This window comes from Variovorax sp. P4_B10 (assembly GCF_056402375.1).
Genome location: NZ_JBFUHN010000045.1, coordinates 40901 through 59151, shown reverse-complemented (window position 1 = coordinate 59151; position 18251 = coordinate 40901). Strand labels below are relative to the sequence as shown.

Genomic DNA, 18251 nt, shown 5'->3' with positions numbered 1-18251 from the left:
TGTCGCCCGAGTCGTTTCCGATGTGATCGGACTGTTTGCCACCCTCGTGTTCGTCGTGCTCGCGGTCGGATATGGCGCCAAGCTGTTTCGGCACACGGCGGCCGTCAGGGCGGAGTTCAATCATCCGATCGCAGGCAACTTCTTCGGCACCATTGCCATTGCCCTGCTGCTGCAATCGGCCGTGCTGGGCGACTACGACAGCGTGTTGGGTAACGCGCTCTGGGTGGTCGGTACCRTCCTCACGCTGCTGCTGGCCCTGCACGTCGTCTCGCGCCTGCTGGGCGGCAACGGTCACCCCGCGCATGCGGTACCTGCCTGGATCATTCCGGGCGTCGCGGCGCTGGACATCGTGGTCACGGGCAACCACATGCCCATGGCCTGGGCCGGCGAGGTGCTGCTGCTGTCGGTCGCCGTGGGCTCGGTGCTCGCGCTCGTGATGTTCACGATGATCTGCACGCGATTGATCCAGCACGAGCCACTCGCGCCCGCGATGGCGCCGTCGCTGATGATCCTCGTCGCGCCGTTCGGGGTTGGGTTCACGGCTTACACCAACCTCACCGGGCGAGTCGATCAGTTTGCGGGGCTGCTGCTCTATTTCGGGCTGTTCCTCTTCGTCGTGCTCGCGCCGAAGGTGTTTCGGCGGAGCGTGCCGTTCGGGGCGTCTTGGTGGGCCATCAGCTTTCCGCTGGCGGCGCTCGTCAATGCGGCGCTGAAGTACGCGTCTGTGCATCCCGCATTGCCGTTGAAACTGCTGGCGGGTGGGTTGCTGGTGGCTCTTACGGCGGCGCTGCTGGTGTTGACGGTGCGCACGCTGCACATTCTTTTCAATGGGCGGTTGCTGGCGAGTTGAGGGGTGCTGACTCGTCTGCAGCAGGGCGAGGGGGACGAGGCGGACCCACCGCCTCGTCCCTCCGCCAATCCATCATCCCTTCACGCCAAACTCGAAGCTGCCAGCCCAGACGCGCGGGGCTTCACCGAGGGCCCTGCCGCGGAGGCAGTACCGGCCGCAGTGCCGGCCTCGAGCGAACACCATGCTGCTGAAGGTTTGCCGGCCTCGAGCGAACACCACGCTGCTGAAGGTTTGCCCGCCTCGAGCGAACACCAGGCTGCTGAAGGCTTGCCCGCCTCGAGCGAACACCACGCTGCTGAAGGTTTGCCCGCCTCGAGCGAACACCACGCCGCTGAAGGCTTGCCTGCCTCGAGCGAACACCATGCTGCTGAAGGCTTGCCTGCCTCGAGCGAGCACCATGCTGCTGCGGGTTTGCCCGCCTCGAGCGAGCACCATGCTGCTGCGGGTTTGCCCGCCTCGAGCGAGCACCATGCGGCCGCATCCTTGGCCAGCTCGCGCTGGGGCGCGGGCGTCGGCTCGCCGAATTCCTCGGCGGACAAGCGCTGCATCTCCAGGAAGGCCGCTTGCAGCGCCTCGGCGTCTTCCTCGCCGCGCAGGCCGAGGTACGGAAAGTGGTGCAGGAAATAGCCGAAAGTGGTTTCGCAATCGGCTGCGTACTTTCTCGTGTCGAGGATGTGYATGTGCCAGAAGCGGTCGACGTCCTGCTCGGGAGCGAGCGTCATCTCGGGATGCTTGGCGTGCAATATCAAGTAGCGCTTGTAGGCCACCTCCATATGATCCGCGTAGCCTGCCGACCAGCCGTAGCCGTCCTCTTTGCGGCAGGCCTTGAACTTGATCAGCGTGAGGTCGAGCCCCTCGATTGCGGCGATCGTCTGCTCGAGTGTCTTGCTTTGGGTGGAATGAATCATGAATGCTCCTGTGAAGTTACGGGAAGGTCCGAGCGAACGTGCCCGGTGACGGTTGCTTCAAAGGGTCGGCCGTCAGGCCGCCACCGATGGAACAAATTGGTTGCGCAGGTGACGCGCCATGAAATTTCGCGCCTCGTCGGCAGGCACGGGCTTGCACAGCCAGTAGCCCTGGGCCTCGTCGCATCCGCGGCTGCGCAGGTATTCGAGCTGGGCTGGGGTCTCGATCCCCTCGGCCACCACCTTCATTCGCAACCCGTGGGCCAGGGTGATGATGCCGTCGATGAGCGCTCGTGCATCGGCGTCCTCCGAAAGGTCGTTGATGAAGGAGCGGTCGATCTTGACCGTCGACAGCGGGAAGTGCTTCAAGTAAGAGAGCGAGGAATAGCCCGTTCCGAAATCGTCGATGGCGAGTCCGACGCCCATGTCTCGAATCGCCTGGAGCAATTCCGCCGCATGCTCGGGGTTCGCCATCACCGCGCCTTCGGTAATTTCCAACTCCAGCAGCGACGGCTGCAGGCCCGAAGTTTCCAGGGCGGCCCGTATGTCGGCGATGAGCGTGCGGCTTTCGAATTGGCGCGGCGATAGATTGACGCTCACCAGCACCTCCGGCAAACCGTACTTCTGCCACGAACGCGAATCGGCGCAGGCCCTCTCCAGCGCCCACTTGCCCAGGGGCACGATCAGCCCGATCTCTTCGGCGATCGGAATGAACTGCACCGGCGGAATCATGCCCAGAACCGGATGGCGCCAGCGCATCAGCGCCTCGACACCGACGATGCGCTGGGTCTGCAGATTCATCTTCGGCTGGTAGTGCATATCCAGCTCGCCACGTTCCAAGGCATGGCGCAGCGCGCTTTCCAGCATCAGCTGCTCGGTGCTCTCCGCATTCATCTTCGCCGCGTAGAACCGGTAGGTGTTGCGGCCTCTTTCCTTGGCCCGGTACATCGCCGTGTCGGCGTTCTTCAAGAGCGCTTCGGCGTCGCCGCCGTTGTCCGGGTAGACGCTCACGCCGACGCTGGCGCTGACGTGCAGCTCGCGCCCCGCGATGACGAAAGGCTCGGCACAACAGGCCAGCACTTTTTCGGCGAGCACCGCGGCGTCGTTCGCGCTGGACAGGTTCTCCAGGAGCAGCACGAACTCATCGCCACCGAAACGCGCCACGATATCGGCATCGCGCAGCAGCGCCGTGAGGCGCTCGCCGCAGATCTTGATCATCTCGTCGCCCGCACCGTGGCCCAGCGTGTCGTTGATGTGCTTGAAGCGATCCAGGTCGACGAACATCACCGCGAACTGCTTCTGATGGCGGTTGCTGCGCTTGATGGCGCGAGCAAGCTCGTGTTGCAGCGCGGAGCGGTTGAACAACCCCGTCAGTTCGTCGTGACTGGCCATGAAACGAAGACCTCTCTCAGCCAGCTTGCGTTGCTTGTACTGGGCGATCTGCAAAGCGATCACACGCAGCGACTCCAGCGTCTCGGCGTCGACAGCGTACGGATTGGCGCCAAAGAACTCCAGCGCCGTGGTCGAACCGGTAATGACCATCGGCACGATGACGCCGACAGTCAGCCCGGCTTGGCCGGCCAGCACATCGCGCGCACAGTCGTTCGGAGCCGCCGGCGCGTCGATTTGCACGATGCCGCCGGTTTCCCAGGCGCGACCCAGCGAGCCTTCGTCAGGCCGGTATTCGAGCAACCGGCTGTCGCAGACGAATTGCCGCACCGCCGAGGGGGTTTCGTCGGCATGCCAGGCGGCGGCGCAGCGAACCACGCCGTCCTCGCCGACGCTCCACAGCGCGCCGCAGTCCCAGCGCAGGTCGGTGCATATGGCTTCCAGCGCTTGCGTGATCACCGTCTCGGCCCCGCCATCGCCGGCAAGCAGCCGAGCGATCTTGTACTCGAGCTCCTGGCGCAACGCATCCTTGCGCGGGCGCGTGGCGTCGCGCACGGTGCCGCGCACCATCGTCTTTCCGCCTTCTTCGGCCGACTGCGCGATGACATGGAGCCAGCGTTCGGTGCCATCGGGCAAGCACAGAGGATGCTCGAATTCGCTGCGTTCCAGGGACCGGGAGGCCCGTGCGATCTGCTGTTCGACCGCGGGGCGTTCTGCGGCCGGAACACGCAAGAGCAGCGCGGGCAGGTCCGGCTGCAAGGGGCCGGTCTCGAAGCCCAGGATGCGCAGCGCTTCGTCGGAGCATTGCAAGGCCCCGGTTTCGGGATCGAGGATCCAGCTGCCCAGGCTTGCCAGGTGCTGGGCCTCCTCCAACTGCCGTTCGCTGGTGCGCAGGTGGCGGGTCATCTCGTTCGCCAGGACCTGGGCTCGGCTGCGTGCGGTGGTCAACGAAAAGACGATGCCGGCAAGCAGCATGCTGGTGGCCAGGCCGCCGAGGACGATGAACCACGGGATGGCCCTGTCGAGCGGGCCGAAGGCCTGGTTTTCGTCTTGACCGACTTCCACAAGCCAGGAGTGCCCGCCCAACTCGAAGCCGAGCATCCGCTCGAGGCTGCGCGCCGGTGCAGCGGCAGCGGGCTTCGCCAAGGCCGCGCTGTCGAACAGCAATTGCCGTTCGCCGAATGGGGTAGTCGTTACGAACCTGGTCTCGACGCGTGTCCCGATCGCCCCCTGACTCGGCCCGGCATCGATCAAGCGCAACCGGAACGTCCTCGTGGCATTGGCGCCAACCACATCGCTCAACATCCCTGCGACGCTGAAGCCCGAGCCAACCGAGCCGATGTAGGCACTGCGCCGCTGCTCGACCGTATCAAGCGGTTGTCTTGGGCGATAGACCGGCAGCCGCATCGCCATGCCAATGTCGGACTCGCGACCCGCGATGCGGACCTTGCGGCCGGACGTGACGAGCCCGCCGGTGTCGCGCCCCTGCTCGAGCGCGTCTCCTCTGTCGGGCATCGCGCCCAGGTCGTTGCCGAGCAGCCTCTCGTTGCCGGCCTGCGGTTCGATGTAGATCAGCGGGTAGTAGGTGTCCCGCTCCCCGGGCGGCTTGATGGCGAAGCTGGAGGCAACGCGAACGTCGAGGCTGGCATCACCGCGGACCAGTTCCTCGAAGGCCTGTTTTTCGTTGGCCGCAACGCGGGGCGCATAGGTGACGGCCTGGAAACCAGGGTAGGCGCTCGCCAGGTTCAGCCCCGCGACGTAGTCCCTGAAATCGCTTCGCGTCACGGTCTCGGAGGTGTTGAATCGCGCACGCAGGCCGATCAGGACGGCAATGTAGTCGTCGAAGCGGGCTTCGACCTTGCGTGCCAGATCGAAGGCGGTTGCGTCGAAGCGCGCTTGGGCACTGCGCCCGATCTCCTGGCGGGCGGAGACGCTGAGGGCGATCGACAGCGCCGCGCCGGCCACGAAAATCACCAGCGGCAAGCGAATCCTGACCCAGACGGACAATGACATTGGATTTGATCCTGTCGCTGGCACAGGCCGGGTGGCTCTGTGTACAGCATTTGCAGCACGGCAGAGAACGCAGCAGGTTGTATCGTTTTGTCCCAATATATACGGCCGATGCGAGGGCGTCACGCTATTTGTCTCGGTGAGAGTGAGGGCATGCTGCGGACGATTCGCTCACTACAAATCTTAACACTTAGGTGTTAACAAAAGCAAATAAAAGCCTCGCACTCGGGGGAAAGAGAGACATGCGGTTTCTCCTGCAAATGACTGGAAACAATGTTGCGCGCCGCGGAACCGGGCGGTGTTGAGATGGATCAAGCGTAGGCAGCTTGCGGATGTAGAGCGTGCGCCGCTTCGTCGGCGAGCGGACCGCCCAGTCGGTCTCCAGCCATCCATCGCCGAGATCCTTCCTGACCCTGAGGTCGTCGCCCCAGATCACCTCGCGGAATTTTTTCTTCTTGTCCTCGCAGAGATGGACCGGACTTCCGTCCGCGCGCAAGTTGACGAATCGGTGTGCCATGCCTCGCCCCTCTTTTGACGAATTCCGTGCATTTTTAGCAGCGCCTGATGCGAGGCGCATCAGACGAAAGTAGTATGGCGCGGACGGTCGTGATGGCTTCCCGTCAATCTGTTCGCCGCCGTGATGGGCCTCTCAGGCCTCGCACTGGGCTGGCGCTTTGCGCACACCGCATTCGRTGTCGCCCGAGTCGTTTCCGATGTGATCGGACTGTTTGCCACCCTCGTGTTCGTCGTGCTCGCGATCAGGTATGGCGCCAAGCTGAATCGCCCCGGATTTTGTGGAGGCTCGATCCTCTTAGAGTGTTGAGCCTCCACAAAATCTGGGGCTATTCAGAGCGCATCCCTCATCCTGGCATCTCGACTCCTACGGTGTTGAGCCTTGCTGCCCTAGCTCTGAATATCGTTGGGCTAGCTTGTAGTCAGGTGCTAAGCCAAGCTGGCCATAAGAGTAGACGAGGGCCAGTCGGTTGGCCGCCAGCAAACTTCCCTTGCTTGCTGCCGCGAGATACCAACGCATTGCGGTTGAGTCGCTTTGTAAGACCTTGGAGCCCTCTTCGTACCAATTCCCCAAGAGATAGCCCGCAAAAGGATCACCCAACTCGAAGGCACGACTTGCATAGTGAACAGCCTGATCCGGCTCACACGGCCAAACATCTCCTGCGTGATAGTGAATCGCAAGGTGCAGTGCCGCCATCGAGTACCCCCCGTTCGCAGCCCTCGTTAGGTATGCCATTGCAAGGTCAAGATTCCTTGCAACTCCAATTTCGGCCTCGTAGCAAATACCCAATTGAAATAGGCCTGGTGGGTAGCCCGCATCAGCCGCCCGCTCCGCCCAAGTAAAGGCCTGTGCGGGGTCGATTGTTGTGCCCCAACCTGCCCGATAGAAGCTTGCGCAAGTACTCATCGCAAACAAGCTGCCGATACAGGCTGCATTGAGAAAGATCCGAAGCGTTTCTTTTGCAGCCTCAGAGTCCGCTGGGATGACTGTTAAGTCGATGGACTCGATCTCCGACACGAAGCCGTTCTGTCGAAACGCAAACTCTTTCATGGGGTCAAAAGGTGGAGGCGACATAACAAGGACCCTACCTTGAGTACACATCGTGAATTAGATCCTGAGGTGGCTCCGGCGGAGCACGCGGTGGATCGTACGGCCCACATTCAGCCTCATAAGCCTTCTTAAGGACAAAGAACTGAAGCTGGAGTGCAGATTGCACCACCAATCCAATCCGAGGGTTCACCATCACCCGCGTCAGAGCCTTGTAGGTGATGTCTAGCTGCGCCTTCAGCGCAGCGCAATTTGGTGGACACCCACCGCCGAAGCTTTCGTCGTTGGCCGCCGATGGAAACCCCGAACTCTTTGGTTTCAGAAGTGCACTCAGTGTCAAACCTGAATCGGGCGGGACAGGAAAGTCCGGGTCAGCAGATTGCGCGGGGCTGGAGCGGCAGATGAGCACGACTCCAGACCACTGGCATTCAGGCATGGTAAAGAGTCCCGTGGGATCGATGTACCTCAAGGGGTTGGAGTTCGCGCAATTTCTGCGATTCCAGCCGCCACGCAGCCCAATCGGATCGTTCTGGATGTAGGTGCCGCCTCTAGAGTCGTACGAGCGGTAGCCGTTGTAGAACAGGTCGCTCTCCTGGTCGTAGTACTGCCCCGGATACCGCAGGTTGAACTTCACCTCGGAGATGTTCGTGGTGCCCGGATTCGGCGTCGTCTCCAGATTGGCGAAGCGGTTCTTTGCTGTTGTGGGCTTGTCTTCCCCGAACGCGCTGTAGCCCCACTGCCAGACCGCCTGCCCATCTGAGTTCGTCAGCTTGCGCGGCGTGTTCAGGTGATCGCTGTGCACCGCGTAGGTGGCGCCATCGATCACCGCCGCAATCGGCATCGGCCCGTTGGCCGTGGACAGGTAGAGGTACTGCGCCTGGCCCGCGCTGTTCGTGCCGCCGCTGCCGGCTTCCGCGATCAGGGTGCCCTGCTCGTCGTAGACGTAGGCATAGCCCAACTGCTCGGCCTGGTTCGTGGCAGGGCTCCACAGCTTGGTGAAGAACGCGATCAGGCTCTGCATGAAGCCCGGGTCGGCTTCGTCGCCCTGGCCGGGCGGGTACAGCGGCTCGGTCTTGAACACGCGCTGGCCCAGCGCGTTGTGCGCGTAGCGCGTGGTCGGGCTCACGTCGGTGGCGCCGGTGGTGGCGGCCAGGCGTCCTTCGGCGTCGTAGGTGTAGCTGCGCAGGCCATCGCTCAGGAGGTCGCCGTTGGCGTTGTAGCCGTAGGTGACACTGGCGTTGCTCGCGCGGTTGATGCATTGAGAGGATCTCGGTGGCCTTTCTACCTGCGAGGATCGCGGCCCTGAGGAATGGGCGGAATAATTCGGCGCTCCGCGTCAAGAGGCAGTGTCTTCATGCCAGCGGCGCCATCTTCATACGCAGGACAATCCTCAAGATCAGTGACCAATTTTCCGTCTCGGTATTGGCAAGATAGGACTGCTTCGGTACGGGCTTGCTCGAAAAATTCGGCAAGAACAAGTACACCGTTCACGAACTTCAGTTTTACTAGCGGTTCTCCAGTCGACCCCCACATCTTTTGACAACCGCTGAAGCCATGCTCAATCGAGCGTGGGTAGATAAAAACCACAGATCCATGGCTCGTACTCAAGGCCGAGTCCAGCGGGGGCGCGGCGCGGCTACAAATTTCATTTGAATGCGCTGCTTGTGAGCAGCCGAGCACGGTCAAGCTTGAGCAGAGAAGCGTTTTAAAAGTAAACGACATTGGCCACTCCTAGCAAGGGCAAGTCATCTTGTAGCTGTCGAGGATTTCTTTCGACCTCCTTATCGCCTTATCGTATGTCGCCTTTGATGGAAGTACATCGCCCGCAATATGAGCGGGGCCTGGCACGCCGCCAAACATGCCACCATCCCATGGCTGGAACCCCCTGTGCCCTCTAGGAAACAGGTCCTAGGCCGCATGGAGTGCTGACCACGCTCCCCCCCACATGAGCCACACCAGCACCTGTCTCGTCTCGTTGAGGTAGAGCTAAGGAGGTCGGCCCGCAGATAGGCTAGGCTGCGCGCCATGCCTCTGGATGAGAACTGGTTCGAGAACGAACGATTGCATCGTGCTGCCGCCGAAGGTGACCTACCTGAAATGCGTCGATTGCTGACCTGCGGGTTCCAACTTAACGCCTTTGACGATCTCGGCTACGCGCCGCTGCACTACGCGGTCACGGGCGAGCACTACAAAGCGGCAGAGTGGCTGCTCGATCAAGGTGCCGACGTCAACGCACACGACGAAGAGATGATCGGCGAAACGCCTCTTAGCCTAGCATCGCAGCGCGACTACCCTGAGATTGCGGAACTGCTACTCAGGCGAGGTGCCGATCCGGACCTTCCAGGATGGATGGCTCTGACGGCTCGCTTGCGCGCGCAACGTCGCAAGGACGAGGATGGGCAAAGAATTGCCGCTCTCATCCACAAGTACAGTCCGCCCTGATCTTCCACCGGGTCAAGACGACTTCGCCGGAGGTACGGATCTCCCAACGGCAGACAGGCAAGCGGCTTGGGGCAGCCTCGCGGCTGCGGGCCGGCTGCTTGCTGGGAGGTCAGACGCGGTTGTACTTTGGGGAGTGGATCCTTCGCAGATCCCTCGCAGCGTCTTTCCGTTCTGTGTCCGACTGGATCTCGATGAAGTTCCAGTGCGTGAACGTCTTGTCTGAGTCCTTCCGGGTATGCTCGGCGACGCGGAGCAAGCAGTTCCAGCCTTGGCCGATGTAAACGAGTTCGTCGCCGTCGAAGAGGAAGTAGACACCCGACACATTGCCGAGGCGTTGAACCGCGCTGGTTCGAAGAGAGTGCAAGTCGATGTTCATGGTGGCCGGGGCTCGAATAAGGTTGACATGACGGCAAACGCAATTTGGCCGCAGGACTCGATCATCGAGAGACGGTTTTTTTTGACGTCCAAGCCCCTCGCGCTAAACACATCGGGCAGGCACGTCGATTTGTTTCTGGCATTTTGGGCACGTCGCTACCAAGTTCGCACCGCTTGTGACTCGCAGCCGCTGGTGGCAGGACGGGCATTCAATAATGATCTTTCCCGGCGCCGACGAGCCCTGTGACCGTGCTGCGAGTTCGAACCCCGCTGCATTCAGCCTCTCCACCATGCCCTCGATCTCATGGCTGGTCGCGAATCGGCGTTCGATTGACCGGCGAACAGCGGTTTTCCGATTCACTTCCTTCAGACCCCATTTGAGGGTATCAAGCGTTGCAACTACACAGAAGTCGTAGATCGCTTCGGCCTTCGAGAGAGACTGCCCGGCAAGCTCTTGCATGCCACGTTGCATCTGCCTGATCGACTGAACGTAGTCGCCAACCGCGTACATATCTGCGGTCGACTTGTTTGACAGTTCGACAGTGGCTGCGTGGTCGCTGGCCCCGTTCGGATCAAGGTACGGCGCGAGATAGCGGGGATGGCCCTTTAGGAACAACGCATTCAGGTAATAGATGTTGGCGACTGTGTTAGCCAAATCATCCGGCAGGTCAGCCAGGGAACCAAGGCAGCTTTGAAGCTGAATCGCCGCGAACTCCAATGCACCTTGGTCGATGTCGACGTTAGTGGTTGCCGTTCCCATAATGCGTACTCCTGGCGAATGCTATGTCTAGAGCATCCCATCGTCGTCGGTCGCGAGTAATGGGAGTTTGCACCTAACTTGTTTGGGAGAAATGTCCTGACGTTCTGGGTGCGTCTCCGTCCCCCTACTGCGTGGGAGCTCCGCGCGCCACCGCCTCCGAAAGCATTTCCGGTGCCAGAGCCTTCGAGACTACGGAAGCCCCCACGTGATCGGATGCACGGCTAGCCGGGACGGCCACGGTGTCGGAGCATTCCCGTTGTCGGGCGGGTCCAATGTCGGGCCGTTCACACAACTCGACTTTGCACGGGCCGCCCGTCTATCAGGGTGACCTGGCCGGACGCATACTCCCCAGGCCCTATCCCCACGCACTCTCCTGCAACAGCATCTCCGCCTCCCGCGCCAAATCCGCAGCGATCCAGAGCATGTGATCCCGGTGCCTCTCCCCTGCTTCTTCAAACCACCCGTTGCCATCGCCGTAGCAGCACCACAGCAGCGAGTTCAACTGCGCCAGTTTGGTTTCGAGTAAGTCCCTTGCATCGTCGCCTGTCGGGGTCGCAGGCATCGAGCCGCGTATGCGGCGGGAAGATTTGGGCGTAGAACGCCCGGCCATAATTCGTTTAGCCATTTGGTGTGCTCCTTTTCGAAAGTTGTGCACGTCACTTGGTCAGACGGTCAGGGTGTTCACGCACCCTGGCCGTCGTCTTTTGTGCCTCACGTTCGCCTCGATGCACGAAGGCATCGACAGCCCGCCGTGAGGCAAGGCGGTTCATTCGTCGTCGGGGGTTGTTCCTTTCACGGTGTTCGTCGCCCACCTGGCGGACCGTTTTGTCGTGGGGGCATTCACTGTAGAGAAGCGAAGCCGCGCAAAAGAAAAGATTTCGTCGAGGATTTCTCGAATCGCGCGGGAATCTGCCAGACCGCAGCGACGGGACACAAAGCACTGACAGTCGGGAGCGACGGACCTCTCATTCGCCGAGGTGTTTGACTTTTTTAGATATATCTAAAATAATTCCGACATACATCCAAAGGACATCGACATGAGACATTTCCACTTCGGCCATCACCACGATCACCACTGCCACGCCCCCCGTGGCGAACACGAAGACGGCCTCTCGGGCGGTCGCGGCCGCCACGGCGGCGGCGGGGAAGAGCGGATGCACGGAGGCCGCGGCGGTCGCGGCGGCGGGCGCGTGTTCGGCCATGGCGGCCTGCGCTTCGTGCTGCTGCAGCTCATCGCCGACAAGCCGGCCCACGGCTACGAGCTCATCAAGGCCATCGAAGACCGCCTCGGCGGCAGCTACGCACCGAGCCCCGGCGTGGTCTACCCCACCCTTACCCTGCTCGAAGAGATGGGGTACCTCAGCGTGGAAACGGCCGACACCGGCGGCCGCAAGCGCTACAGCATCACCGCCAGCGGCCAGGAGTTTCTGGCCGCCAACCGCGACACGGCCGACGCCATGATGGCCCGCATGAGCGGCGGCGTCGACGGCGCCGGCCCGCGCGGCGGGCGCCCGCCGCAGGTCACGCGCGCAATCGAAAACCTGAAGCTCGCCATGCGCATGCGCCTGTCGGGCACGCCCCTCACCGAACAACAAGCCCACGATTTCGCCGCGGTGCTCGACAGCGCCGCCCAACAGCTAGAGCGCATCTGAACTTCTTTTTTCTTTCTTTGAAATGACCGACTTCACAACCACTGCTTCTTCTTCCACCACCCCAGACCGCACGCCGCGCCGCGTGCGCCACGACCTTCGCTTTCGCCAGCTCACGGTGAAGACCGTACAGCGCGTGACGCCGCACCTGATCCGCATCACGCTGACGGGCGACGACCTCGCGGGCTTCACGAGCCTGGGCTTCGACGACCACTCGAAGATCTTTTTCCCCGATGCCGCGACCGGCCAGCTCACGCTGCCGACCGCCGGACCCGACGGCCCCATCTGGCCCGCGAGCGGCCGGCCGACCATGCGCGACTACACGCCGCGCCGGTACGACGCGAAGGCCAATACGCTCGAGATCGACTTCGCGCTGCACGATGCCGGCCCCGCCACGCAATGGGCCGAGCAGGCCAAGCCCGGCGACACGCTGGGCCTGGGCGGCCCGCGCGGCTCGTTCATCGTGCCGACCGAGTTCGACTGGCACCTGCTGATCGGCGACGACACCGCCCTGCCCGCCATCGCCCGCCGCCTGGCCGAGTTGCCGGCCGGTGCGCGGGTGATGGTGCTGGCGGAGGTCGACAGCGAAGCCGACCAGATTCCGTTCGAGACGCAGACCGAGCTCACGCTGCAGTGGGTGCACCGCCGCGGCACCGAGCCGGGCCTGAGCCCCGTGCTGCTCGATGCGCTGAAGGCGATGAAGCTACCGGCCGGCGACTTCCATGCGTGGGTGGGGTGCGAATCGGCGATTGCGAAGGCACTGCGCGCGCACCTGGTGGGCGAGCGCGGCGCCAACCCGAAGTGGACCCGGGCCTCGGGCTACTGGCGGCGCGGCGCGGTGGCTACGCACGACTCGCACGACTCGCACGACGAGTGATCTGGTCTTGCTCCTTCCCCTCCCGGGGGAAGGTTGGGATGGGGGCACGCGGCCTTTGCAAAGCCGCTAGCGATTGATACGCCGCCTGCCCCCACCCCTGCCCTCCCCCGGAAGGGGAGGGAGAAAGAAAGAAAGGCTCAAAGCCAGCCGGCGCGCCTGAACCGGTAGTAGAGGTAGCTGCAGGTGCTCGCGATCAGCGCCAGCGCCACCGCATATCCGTAGCGGAATTTCAGCTCGGGCATGTGCTCGAAGTTCATGCCCCAGATGCCGGCAAAGGCGGTGCACACCGCAAAGATACTGGCCCAGGCCGCGAGCCGCTTGGTGACTTCGCTTTCCTCGATGGTCACCATCGAGAGGTTCACCTGGATCGCGGTGCCGATGGTGTCGCGCATGGCGTCGATCGAGCCGTTGATGCGCCCCAGGTGGTCGCCCACGTCGCGAAAGTATTCCTGCGAGCTCAAGCAGACCTGCGGCACGCGGCCACCGTGCATCTTGCCGGCGGCCTCGAGCAGCGGCGCCACCGCGCGCTTGAGGATCATGCTGCGCCGCTTGAGGTCGTAGAGCTGCTTGATCTTGTCGCGCGCCGCCCCGCCCTGGCCGAAGATCTGCTGCTCGATGGATTCGAGCTCCACCTCCAGCGCGTCAATCACCGGGAAGTAGCGGTCGACCACGGCATCCATCAGCGCATACAGCACGAAGCCCGCACCGTTGCGCAGCAGCTCCGGCTCGCGCTCGCAGCGCTCGCGCACGCCGAGGAAGCCCTGCTTGCTGCGGTTGCGCACCGACAGCACGTAGTTCGTGCCGACGAACACATCGACCTCGCCCACGTTCGTGCAGTGTTCGCCTTCGGCCGAAGGCTCGACCAGGTGCATGACGACGAAGAGCGAGTCGCCGTATTCCTCCACCTTCGGGCGCTGGTGGCCGTGGTGGGCGTCTTCCACCGCCAGCGGATGCAGGCCGAACTCCTGCTGCATCTCGGCCAGCTCTTCCGGCGTGGCGTCGCTCAGCGCCACCCAGACGAAGCACCCCGGCCGGGTGATGTATTCGCTGATGTCCTCGACCGGAATGTCGGCGAGCTTGGCGCCGTTTTCATAGGCCACGCAGTTGATCAGCATCGGTATTCGTCCATGTTCAATCTTGGGGTGGGTCAGTTCACCGCATCGGAATTCGAAGCCGCAGCCAGGAGGCCGGTCGCTTCCAGCGACGCCTCGATGGCCTGCGTCTCGCTCCGGAGCAAGGCGAGCCCCTTTTCGGCGAACGCGGCGTGGCTCGCAGCGTCGGCCCACAGGCTCGTTGCGGCTTCGGCGCATGTCAGCGATGCGAAGCGGATCCGGCCTTTCGCCAGGTCCACGAAGCGTTTCTCGCGCAGGGGGTCCGCGCGGTCCCAGGCGCCGCCGATGAGCACACGCCGACCCCGCTTGACGCGGGGCTCGAGCTCGGCAAAGAAAGGCAGCTTTGCGGACACCCAGCCCAGCATGCCGGTGTTCAACGCGGCATCGAAGGCGGATGGGGCGGTGTGCGTCTTCGCAAAATCGCGCAAGGCGCCGAGCTTGTAGAGCACCGGCTCTTTCTGCCCGGCCGCACCGCCTTCCACGGGCTTGATGATGGGCGAGCCGTTGCCCGCGCGCCCATCGGGCCGTTTCGACTTGCGCAGTTCGGCGAGTTGGGCCGGCGACATGCAGAGATACAGCGCCGCGAGCTCGGCGGGCAAGGTGGCGGTGTCGGGCAGCGCGGTGGCGTCCGCTTCAGGGCCTTTGAATTCATCCAGCTGGGCCATGGGCGCCTTGTTCTTCACGCGGGGATTGCGCTGGCGGATTTTAGAGCGGTGGATGCGCGCTGATTGACCTGAATGTCGGCGAGCTTGGCGCCGTTTCCGTAGGCCATGCAGTTGATCTGCATTGGTACCTCGCAAAGTTCACGGTAATCGGAGTCGAGATGGGGTCACGCGATGCGAAAGCATCCATGCCGTATCGACAATGCGGAATCAGGGGGGAGCCATTGCGCAGGTTGCATCCGGCTTTCGCGTATAAAATCTTATACAGACACAGGCGCGTCGATGGACGAGAAAGAAATCCGGTGGGTGGGCTCTTCGTATGTGGATCTGCTGGCCTTCCCCATGGAACCGCGCCGTGCAGCCGGTTTCGAATTGGGCAAGGTCCAGGCCGGACTGGACCCGACGGACTGGAAGCCATTCAACGATGTGGGCCCCGGCACGCGGGAGATTCGCCTCAGGGATTCAAGCGGCATCTACCGCGTGATGTACGTGGCCAAGTTCGAAGAAGCAATCTATGTCCTGCATTGCTTCCAAAAGAAAACGCAGGCGACCAGTCAGCATGACAAGGCCATCGCAGAAGCGCGCTATCGCGCGGTGGTCGAGGCAAGGAAGAATTGACCATGAAGACCGACACCGCAATTCACCACGTCACCAAGCCCGGCGCCAATCTCTTCCTCGAGTTGGGCTTTCCGCCCGCCGAGGCCAAGCGCCTGCAGGCTGCGTCGCAAAAGCAGATCAACGACACGCGGCTGTTGAAACAGCAACTCATGGAAGAGTTGTCGAACTGGATCGCAGAGCATCACCTGAAGCAGGCCGAGGCGGCTGAAATCCTGATGGTTTCCCGCCCTCGGGTTTCCGACGTGGTGAACAGGAAGACAGCCAAGTTCACCATCGACACGCTGGTTGAAATGCTCAGCCGTATCGGCAAGCCGGTCAAGCTGGTGGTCGGCTGAGCCGTCCGCCTGCCCCGATAATCGCCCGAGTGAAAACGACGACTGCCCACCCCACTCCTTCGACCAGCGACATTTCCGGGCACACGCCCATGATGGCGCAGTACTTGGGCCTGAAGGCCGACCATCCGGACACCCTGCTGTTCTACCGGATGGGCGATTTCTACGAGCTGTTCTGGGCCGACGCCGAAAAGGCGGCCCGCCTGCTCGACATCACCCTCACCCAGCGCGGCCAGTCGGCCGGCCAGCCGGTGGTGATGTGCGGCGTGCCCTTCCATGCGGTCGACACCTACCTCGCGCGGCTCATCAAGCTGGGCGAATCGGTCGCCATCTGCGAGCAGGTGGGCGAAGTCGGCGCCAGCAAGGGGCCGGTGGAGCGCAAGGTGGTGCGGGTGGTCACGCCCGGCACGCTGACCGATTCGGAACTGCTGAACGACAAGAGCGAATCGCTGCTGCTGGCGGTGCATGCGGGCACGCGCAATTTCTGCGGGCTGGCCTGGCTCAGCGTGACGGGCGCCGAGCTGCGGCTGGCCGAATGCCCGGCCGATGCACTCGAAGCCTGGATCGCGCGCATCGCGCCGAGCGAGCTGCTCTACAGCGCCGAAGTAACGCCTGCTTTCGAGCAGCGCCTGAAGGCCGCTCGCGGCGCCACGCCCTTCACGCTCTCGATCCGCCCGGCGTGGCAATTCGACGGCGGCCTGGGCGAGCGCAAGCTCAGCGAGCAGATGGGCAGCAACAGCCTTGCGGCCTGGAATGCCGAATCGCTCACCAACGCGCATGCCGCGGCCGCCGCGTTGCTGGGCTACGCCGAGCACACGCAGGGCCGCGCCCTTTCGCACGTGCAGCGGCTTTCGGTCGAGCGCGACGGCGACCTGATCGAGCTGCCGCCCACCACGCGGCGCAACCTCGAGCTGGTGCAGACGCTGCGCGGCGAAGACGCGCCCACGATGTTCTCGCTGCTCGACACCTGCATGACGGGCATGGGCAGCCGGCTCGTGAAGCGCTGGCTGCTTTCGCCGCGGCGCGACCGCAGCGAGGCGCAGGCCCGGCTCGAAGCCATCGGCGCGCTGCAGTCCACGGTGCTGGGCGGCACGGCCGCGCCCTGGCGCACGCTGCGCGAGCAGCTCAAGAACACGAGTGACGTGGAACGCATTGCGGCGCGCATCGCGCTCAGGCAAGTGCGCCCGCGCGAACTGCTGGCGCTGCGGCTCGCGCTGGCCAAGGCAGAGCAACTGGCGCCCCTGCTTCCTGCATCCGCGGCGCTTCTGGCCCAGATCTCCGAGCGACTCGCACCGCCCCCGGGCTGCGCCGACCTGCTCGTGAGCGCGATCAAGCCCGACCCGTCGGCGCTGGTACGCGATGGCGGCGTGATCGCCACGGGCCACGACGCCGAGCTCGACGAGCTGCGCGCCATCAGCGACAACTGCGACGACTTCCTGCTGAAGCTCGAAGTCAGCGAGCGCGAGCGCACCGGCATCAGCAACCTGCGGGTGCAGTTCAACCGCGTGCACGGCTTCTACATCGAGGTGACGCAAAGCGCGCTCTCGAAGGTGCCCGACAACTACCGCCGCCGCCAGACGCTGAAAAACGCCGAGCGCTTCATCACGCCCGAGCTGAAGGCCTTCGAGGACAAGGCGCTGAGCGCGCAAGACCGCGCGCTGGCCCGCGAGAAGTGGCTCTACGAACAGCTGCTCGATGCGCTGCAGCCCTCGGTGCCCGCGCTCACGCAACTGGCCGGCGGCATTGCCACGCTCGATGCGCTGTGCGCGCTGGCCGAGCGATCGCACACGCTGCACTGGCGCGCGCCGAGCTTCGTGTCGCACCCGTGCATCGAGATCCAGCAGGGCCGCCACCCGGTGGTGGAGGCGCGGCTGGCCGAAAAGTCGTCGGGCGGCTTCATCGCCAACGACACGCAGCTCGGACCGCAGCAGCGCATGCAGGTCATCACCGGCCCCAACATGGGCGGCAAGTCGACCTACATGCGGCAGGTGGCCATCATCGTGCTGCTGGCCTCCATCGGCTCGCACGTGCCGGCGGCCGCCTGCCGGCTCGGGCCGATCGACGCGATCCACACCCGCATCGGCGCGGCCGACGACCTGGCCAACGCGCAATCGACCTTCATGCTCGAAATGACCGAGGCCGCGCAGATATTGCACAGCGCCACCGCGCAGTCGCTGGTGCTGATGGACGAAATCGGCCGCGGCACCAGCACCTTCGACGGGCTGGCACTCGCGGCCGGCATCGCGGCCCAGCTGCACGACCGCAGCAAGGCCTTCACCCTGTTCGCGACCCACTACTTCGAGCTGACCGAGTTTCCGGCCACGCACCACGGCGCGGTGAACATGCACGTGAGCGCCACCGAGGCAGGCCGCGACATCGTGTTCCTGCACGAAATGCAGCCCGGCCCGGCCAGCAAGAGCTACGGCATCCAGGTGGCGCGGCTTGCCGGCATGCCCGCGGCGGTGGTGAACCATGCGCGGCAGGCGCTGGAGGCACTTGAATCGCAGCATGCCCAAACGCGTGCACAGGTCGACCTGTTTGCGCCCCCGCCGGTGGCCGAAACGCCGCTGGCAAGCGCCGTAGAATCCGCGCTGGCTGCCCTCGACCCCGACACGATGAGCCCGCGCGAAGCCCTCGACGCGCTCTATGCCCTCCAGAAACTGAACACGCGTGAACGCAGTGCCGCCTGAGCGGGCCTGATTCATGCGA

Annotated in this window: 17 protein-coding genes; 7 read left to right on the top strand and 10 right to left on the bottom strand. The window is 63.5% G+C overall.

What is annotated here, in order from left to right; translation table 11 throughout:
• Nucleotides 1-850 (top strand): SLAC1 anion channel family protein (locus AC1DXX_RS20660; RefSeq protein WP_478136080.1); only part of this gene is annotated, 850 nt, incomplete at its 5' end.
• A gap of 80 nt (nucleotides 851-930) precedes the next feature.
• Here the strand turns inward: AC1DXX_RS20660 and AC1DXX_RS20655 are convergent.
• From AC1DXX_RS20655 to AC1DXX_RS20635, 5 genes are all read right to left on the bottom strand, one after another.
• The gene (locus AC1DXX_RS20655) at nucleotides 931-1758 is read right to left on the bottom strand and encodes a glycine-rich domain-containing protein (protein WP_478136079.1); all 828 of its coding nucleotides are present in this window, start codon (nucleotides 1756-1758) and stop codon (nucleotides 931-933) included.
• Nucleotides 1759-1830: 72 nt separating this feature from the next.
• On the bottom strand, nucleotides 1831-5157 hold the full coding sequence (locus AC1DXX_RS20650) for a bifunctional diguanylate cyclase/phosphodiesterase (RefSeq protein ID WP_478136078.1): 3327 nt from the start codon (nucleotides 5155-5157) through the stop codon (nucleotides 1831-1833).
• A gap of 187 nt (nucleotides 5158-5344) precedes the next feature.
• On the bottom strand, nucleotides 5345-5671 hold the full coding sequence (locus AC1DXX_RS20645; protein ID WP_478136077.1) for a hypothetical protein: 327 nt from the start codon (nucleotides 5669-5671) through the stop codon (nucleotides 5345-5347).
• Between the two features lie 363 nt (nucleotides 5672-6034).
• Nucleotides 6035-6718: a tetratricopeptide repeat protein gene (locus AC1DXX_RS20640; protein ID WP_478136076.1), complete on the bottom strand. Its 684-nt coding sequence runs from the start codon at nucleotides 6716-6718 to the stop codon at nucleotides 6035-6037.
• A gap of 34 nt (nucleotides 6719-6752) precedes the next feature.
• Nucleotides 6753-7841, bottom strand: a complete 1089-nt coding sequence (locus AC1DXX_RS20635; RefSeq protein ID WP_478136075.1) for an RHS repeat domain-containing protein — start codon at nucleotides 7839-7841, stop codon at nucleotides 6753-6755.
• Between the two features lie 899 nt (nucleotides 7842-8740).
• Here AC1DXX_RS20635 and AC1DXX_RS20630 point away from each other — a divergent pair.
• The gene (locus AC1DXX_RS20630; protein ID WP_478136074.1) at nucleotides 8741-9157 is read left to right on the top strand and encodes an ankyrin repeat domain-containing protein; all 417 of its coding nucleotides are present in this window, start codon (nucleotides 8741-8743) and stop codon (nucleotides 9155-9157) included.
• A 109-nt stretch (nucleotides 9158-9266) separates the two neighbouring features.
• Here AC1DXX_RS20630 and AC1DXX_RS20625 read toward each other — a convergent pair whose 3' ends face one another.
• The 3 genes from AC1DXX_RS20625 to AC1DXX_RS20615 all read right to left on the bottom strand — a co-directional run bounded on the left by AC1DXX_RS20625 (nucleotide 9267) and on the right by AC1DXX_RS20615 (nucleotide 10917).
• The gene (locus tag AC1DXX_RS20625; RefSeq protein WP_478136073.1) at nucleotides 9267-9533 is read right to left on the bottom strand and encodes a GIY-YIG nuclease family protein; all 267 of its coding nucleotides are present in this window, start codon (nucleotides 9531-9533) and stop codon (nucleotides 9267-9269) included.
• Between the two features lie 102 nt (nucleotides 9534-9635).
• Nucleotides 9636-10292 carry a hypothetical protein gene (locus AC1DXX_RS20620; protein ID WP_478136072.1) on the bottom strand — a complete coding sequence of 219 codons (657 nt, stop codon included), beginning with the start codon at nucleotides 10290-10292 and terminating at the stop codon, nucleotides 9636-9638.
• 355 nt (nucleotides 10293-10647) lie between these two features.
• Nucleotides 10648-10917: a hypothetical protein gene (locus AC1DXX_RS20615; protein WP_478136071.1), complete on the bottom strand. Its 270-nt coding sequence runs from the start codon at nucleotides 10915-10917 to the stop codon at nucleotides 10648-10650.
• A 412-nt stretch (nucleotides 10918-11329) separates the two neighbouring features.
• Between AC1DXX_RS20615 and AC1DXX_RS20610 the strand changes: the two genes are divergently transcribed.
• A complete protein-coding gene (locus AC1DXX_RS20610) occupies nucleotides 11330-11944 on the top strand; it encodes a PadR family transcriptional regulator (RefSeq protein ID WP_478136070.1) in 615 nt (204 codons plus the stop codon).
• A gap of 22 nt (nucleotides 11945-11966) precedes the next feature.
• Nucleotides 11967-12818 carry a siderophore-interacting protein gene (locus AC1DXX_RS20605; protein WP_478136069.1) on the top strand — a complete coding sequence of 284 codons (852 nt, stop codon included), beginning with the start codon at nucleotides 11967-11969 and terminating at the stop codon, nucleotides 12816-12818.
• A gap of 137 nt (nucleotides 12819-12955) precedes the next feature.
• Here AC1DXX_RS20605 and AC1DXX_RS20600 read toward each other — a convergent pair whose 3' ends face one another.
• Entirely contained in the window at nucleotides 12956-13933 is a 978-nt protein-coding gene (locus AC1DXX_RS20600; protein WP_478136068.1) for a magnesium and cobalt transport protein CorA, read from the bottom strand.
• Between the two features lie 32 nt (nucleotides 13934-13965).
• Complete coding sequence (locus AC1DXX_RS20595) at nucleotides 13966-14595, bottom strand: hypothetical protein (RefSeq protein ID WP_478136067.1); 630 nt, start codon at nucleotides 14593-14595, stop codon at nucleotides 13966-13968.
• A 279-nt stretch (nucleotides 14596-14874) separates the two neighbouring features.
• Here AC1DXX_RS20595 and AC1DXX_RS20590 point away from each other — a divergent pair, with 279 nt between their 5' ends.
• From AC1DXX_RS20590 to mutS, 3 genes are read left to right on the top strand one after another with little or no spacing between them, the layout of a single operon-like run.
• On the top strand, nucleotides 14875-15210 hold the full coding sequence (locus AC1DXX_RS20590; protein ID WP_478136066.1) for a type II toxin-antitoxin system RelE/ParE family toxin: 336 nt from the start codon (nucleotides 14875-14877) through the stop codon (nucleotides 15208-15210).
• Nucleotides 15211-15212: 2 nt separating this feature from the next.
• On the top strand, nucleotides 15213-15545 hold the full coding sequence (locus AC1DXX_RS20585) for a helix-turn-helix domain-containing protein (RefSeq protein WP_478136065.1): 333 nt from the start codon (nucleotides 15213-15215) through the stop codon (nucleotides 15543-15545).
• Between the two features lie 29 nt (nucleotides 15546-15574).
• The gene (gene mutS / locus AC1DXX_RS20580; RefSeq protein WP_478136064.1) at nucleotides 15575-18232 is read left to right on the top strand and encodes a DNA mismatch repair protein MutS; all 2658 of its coding nucleotides are present in this window, start codon (nucleotides 15575-15577) and stop codon (nucleotides 18230-18232) included.
• Nucleotides 18233-18251 lie beyond the last annotated feature (19 nt).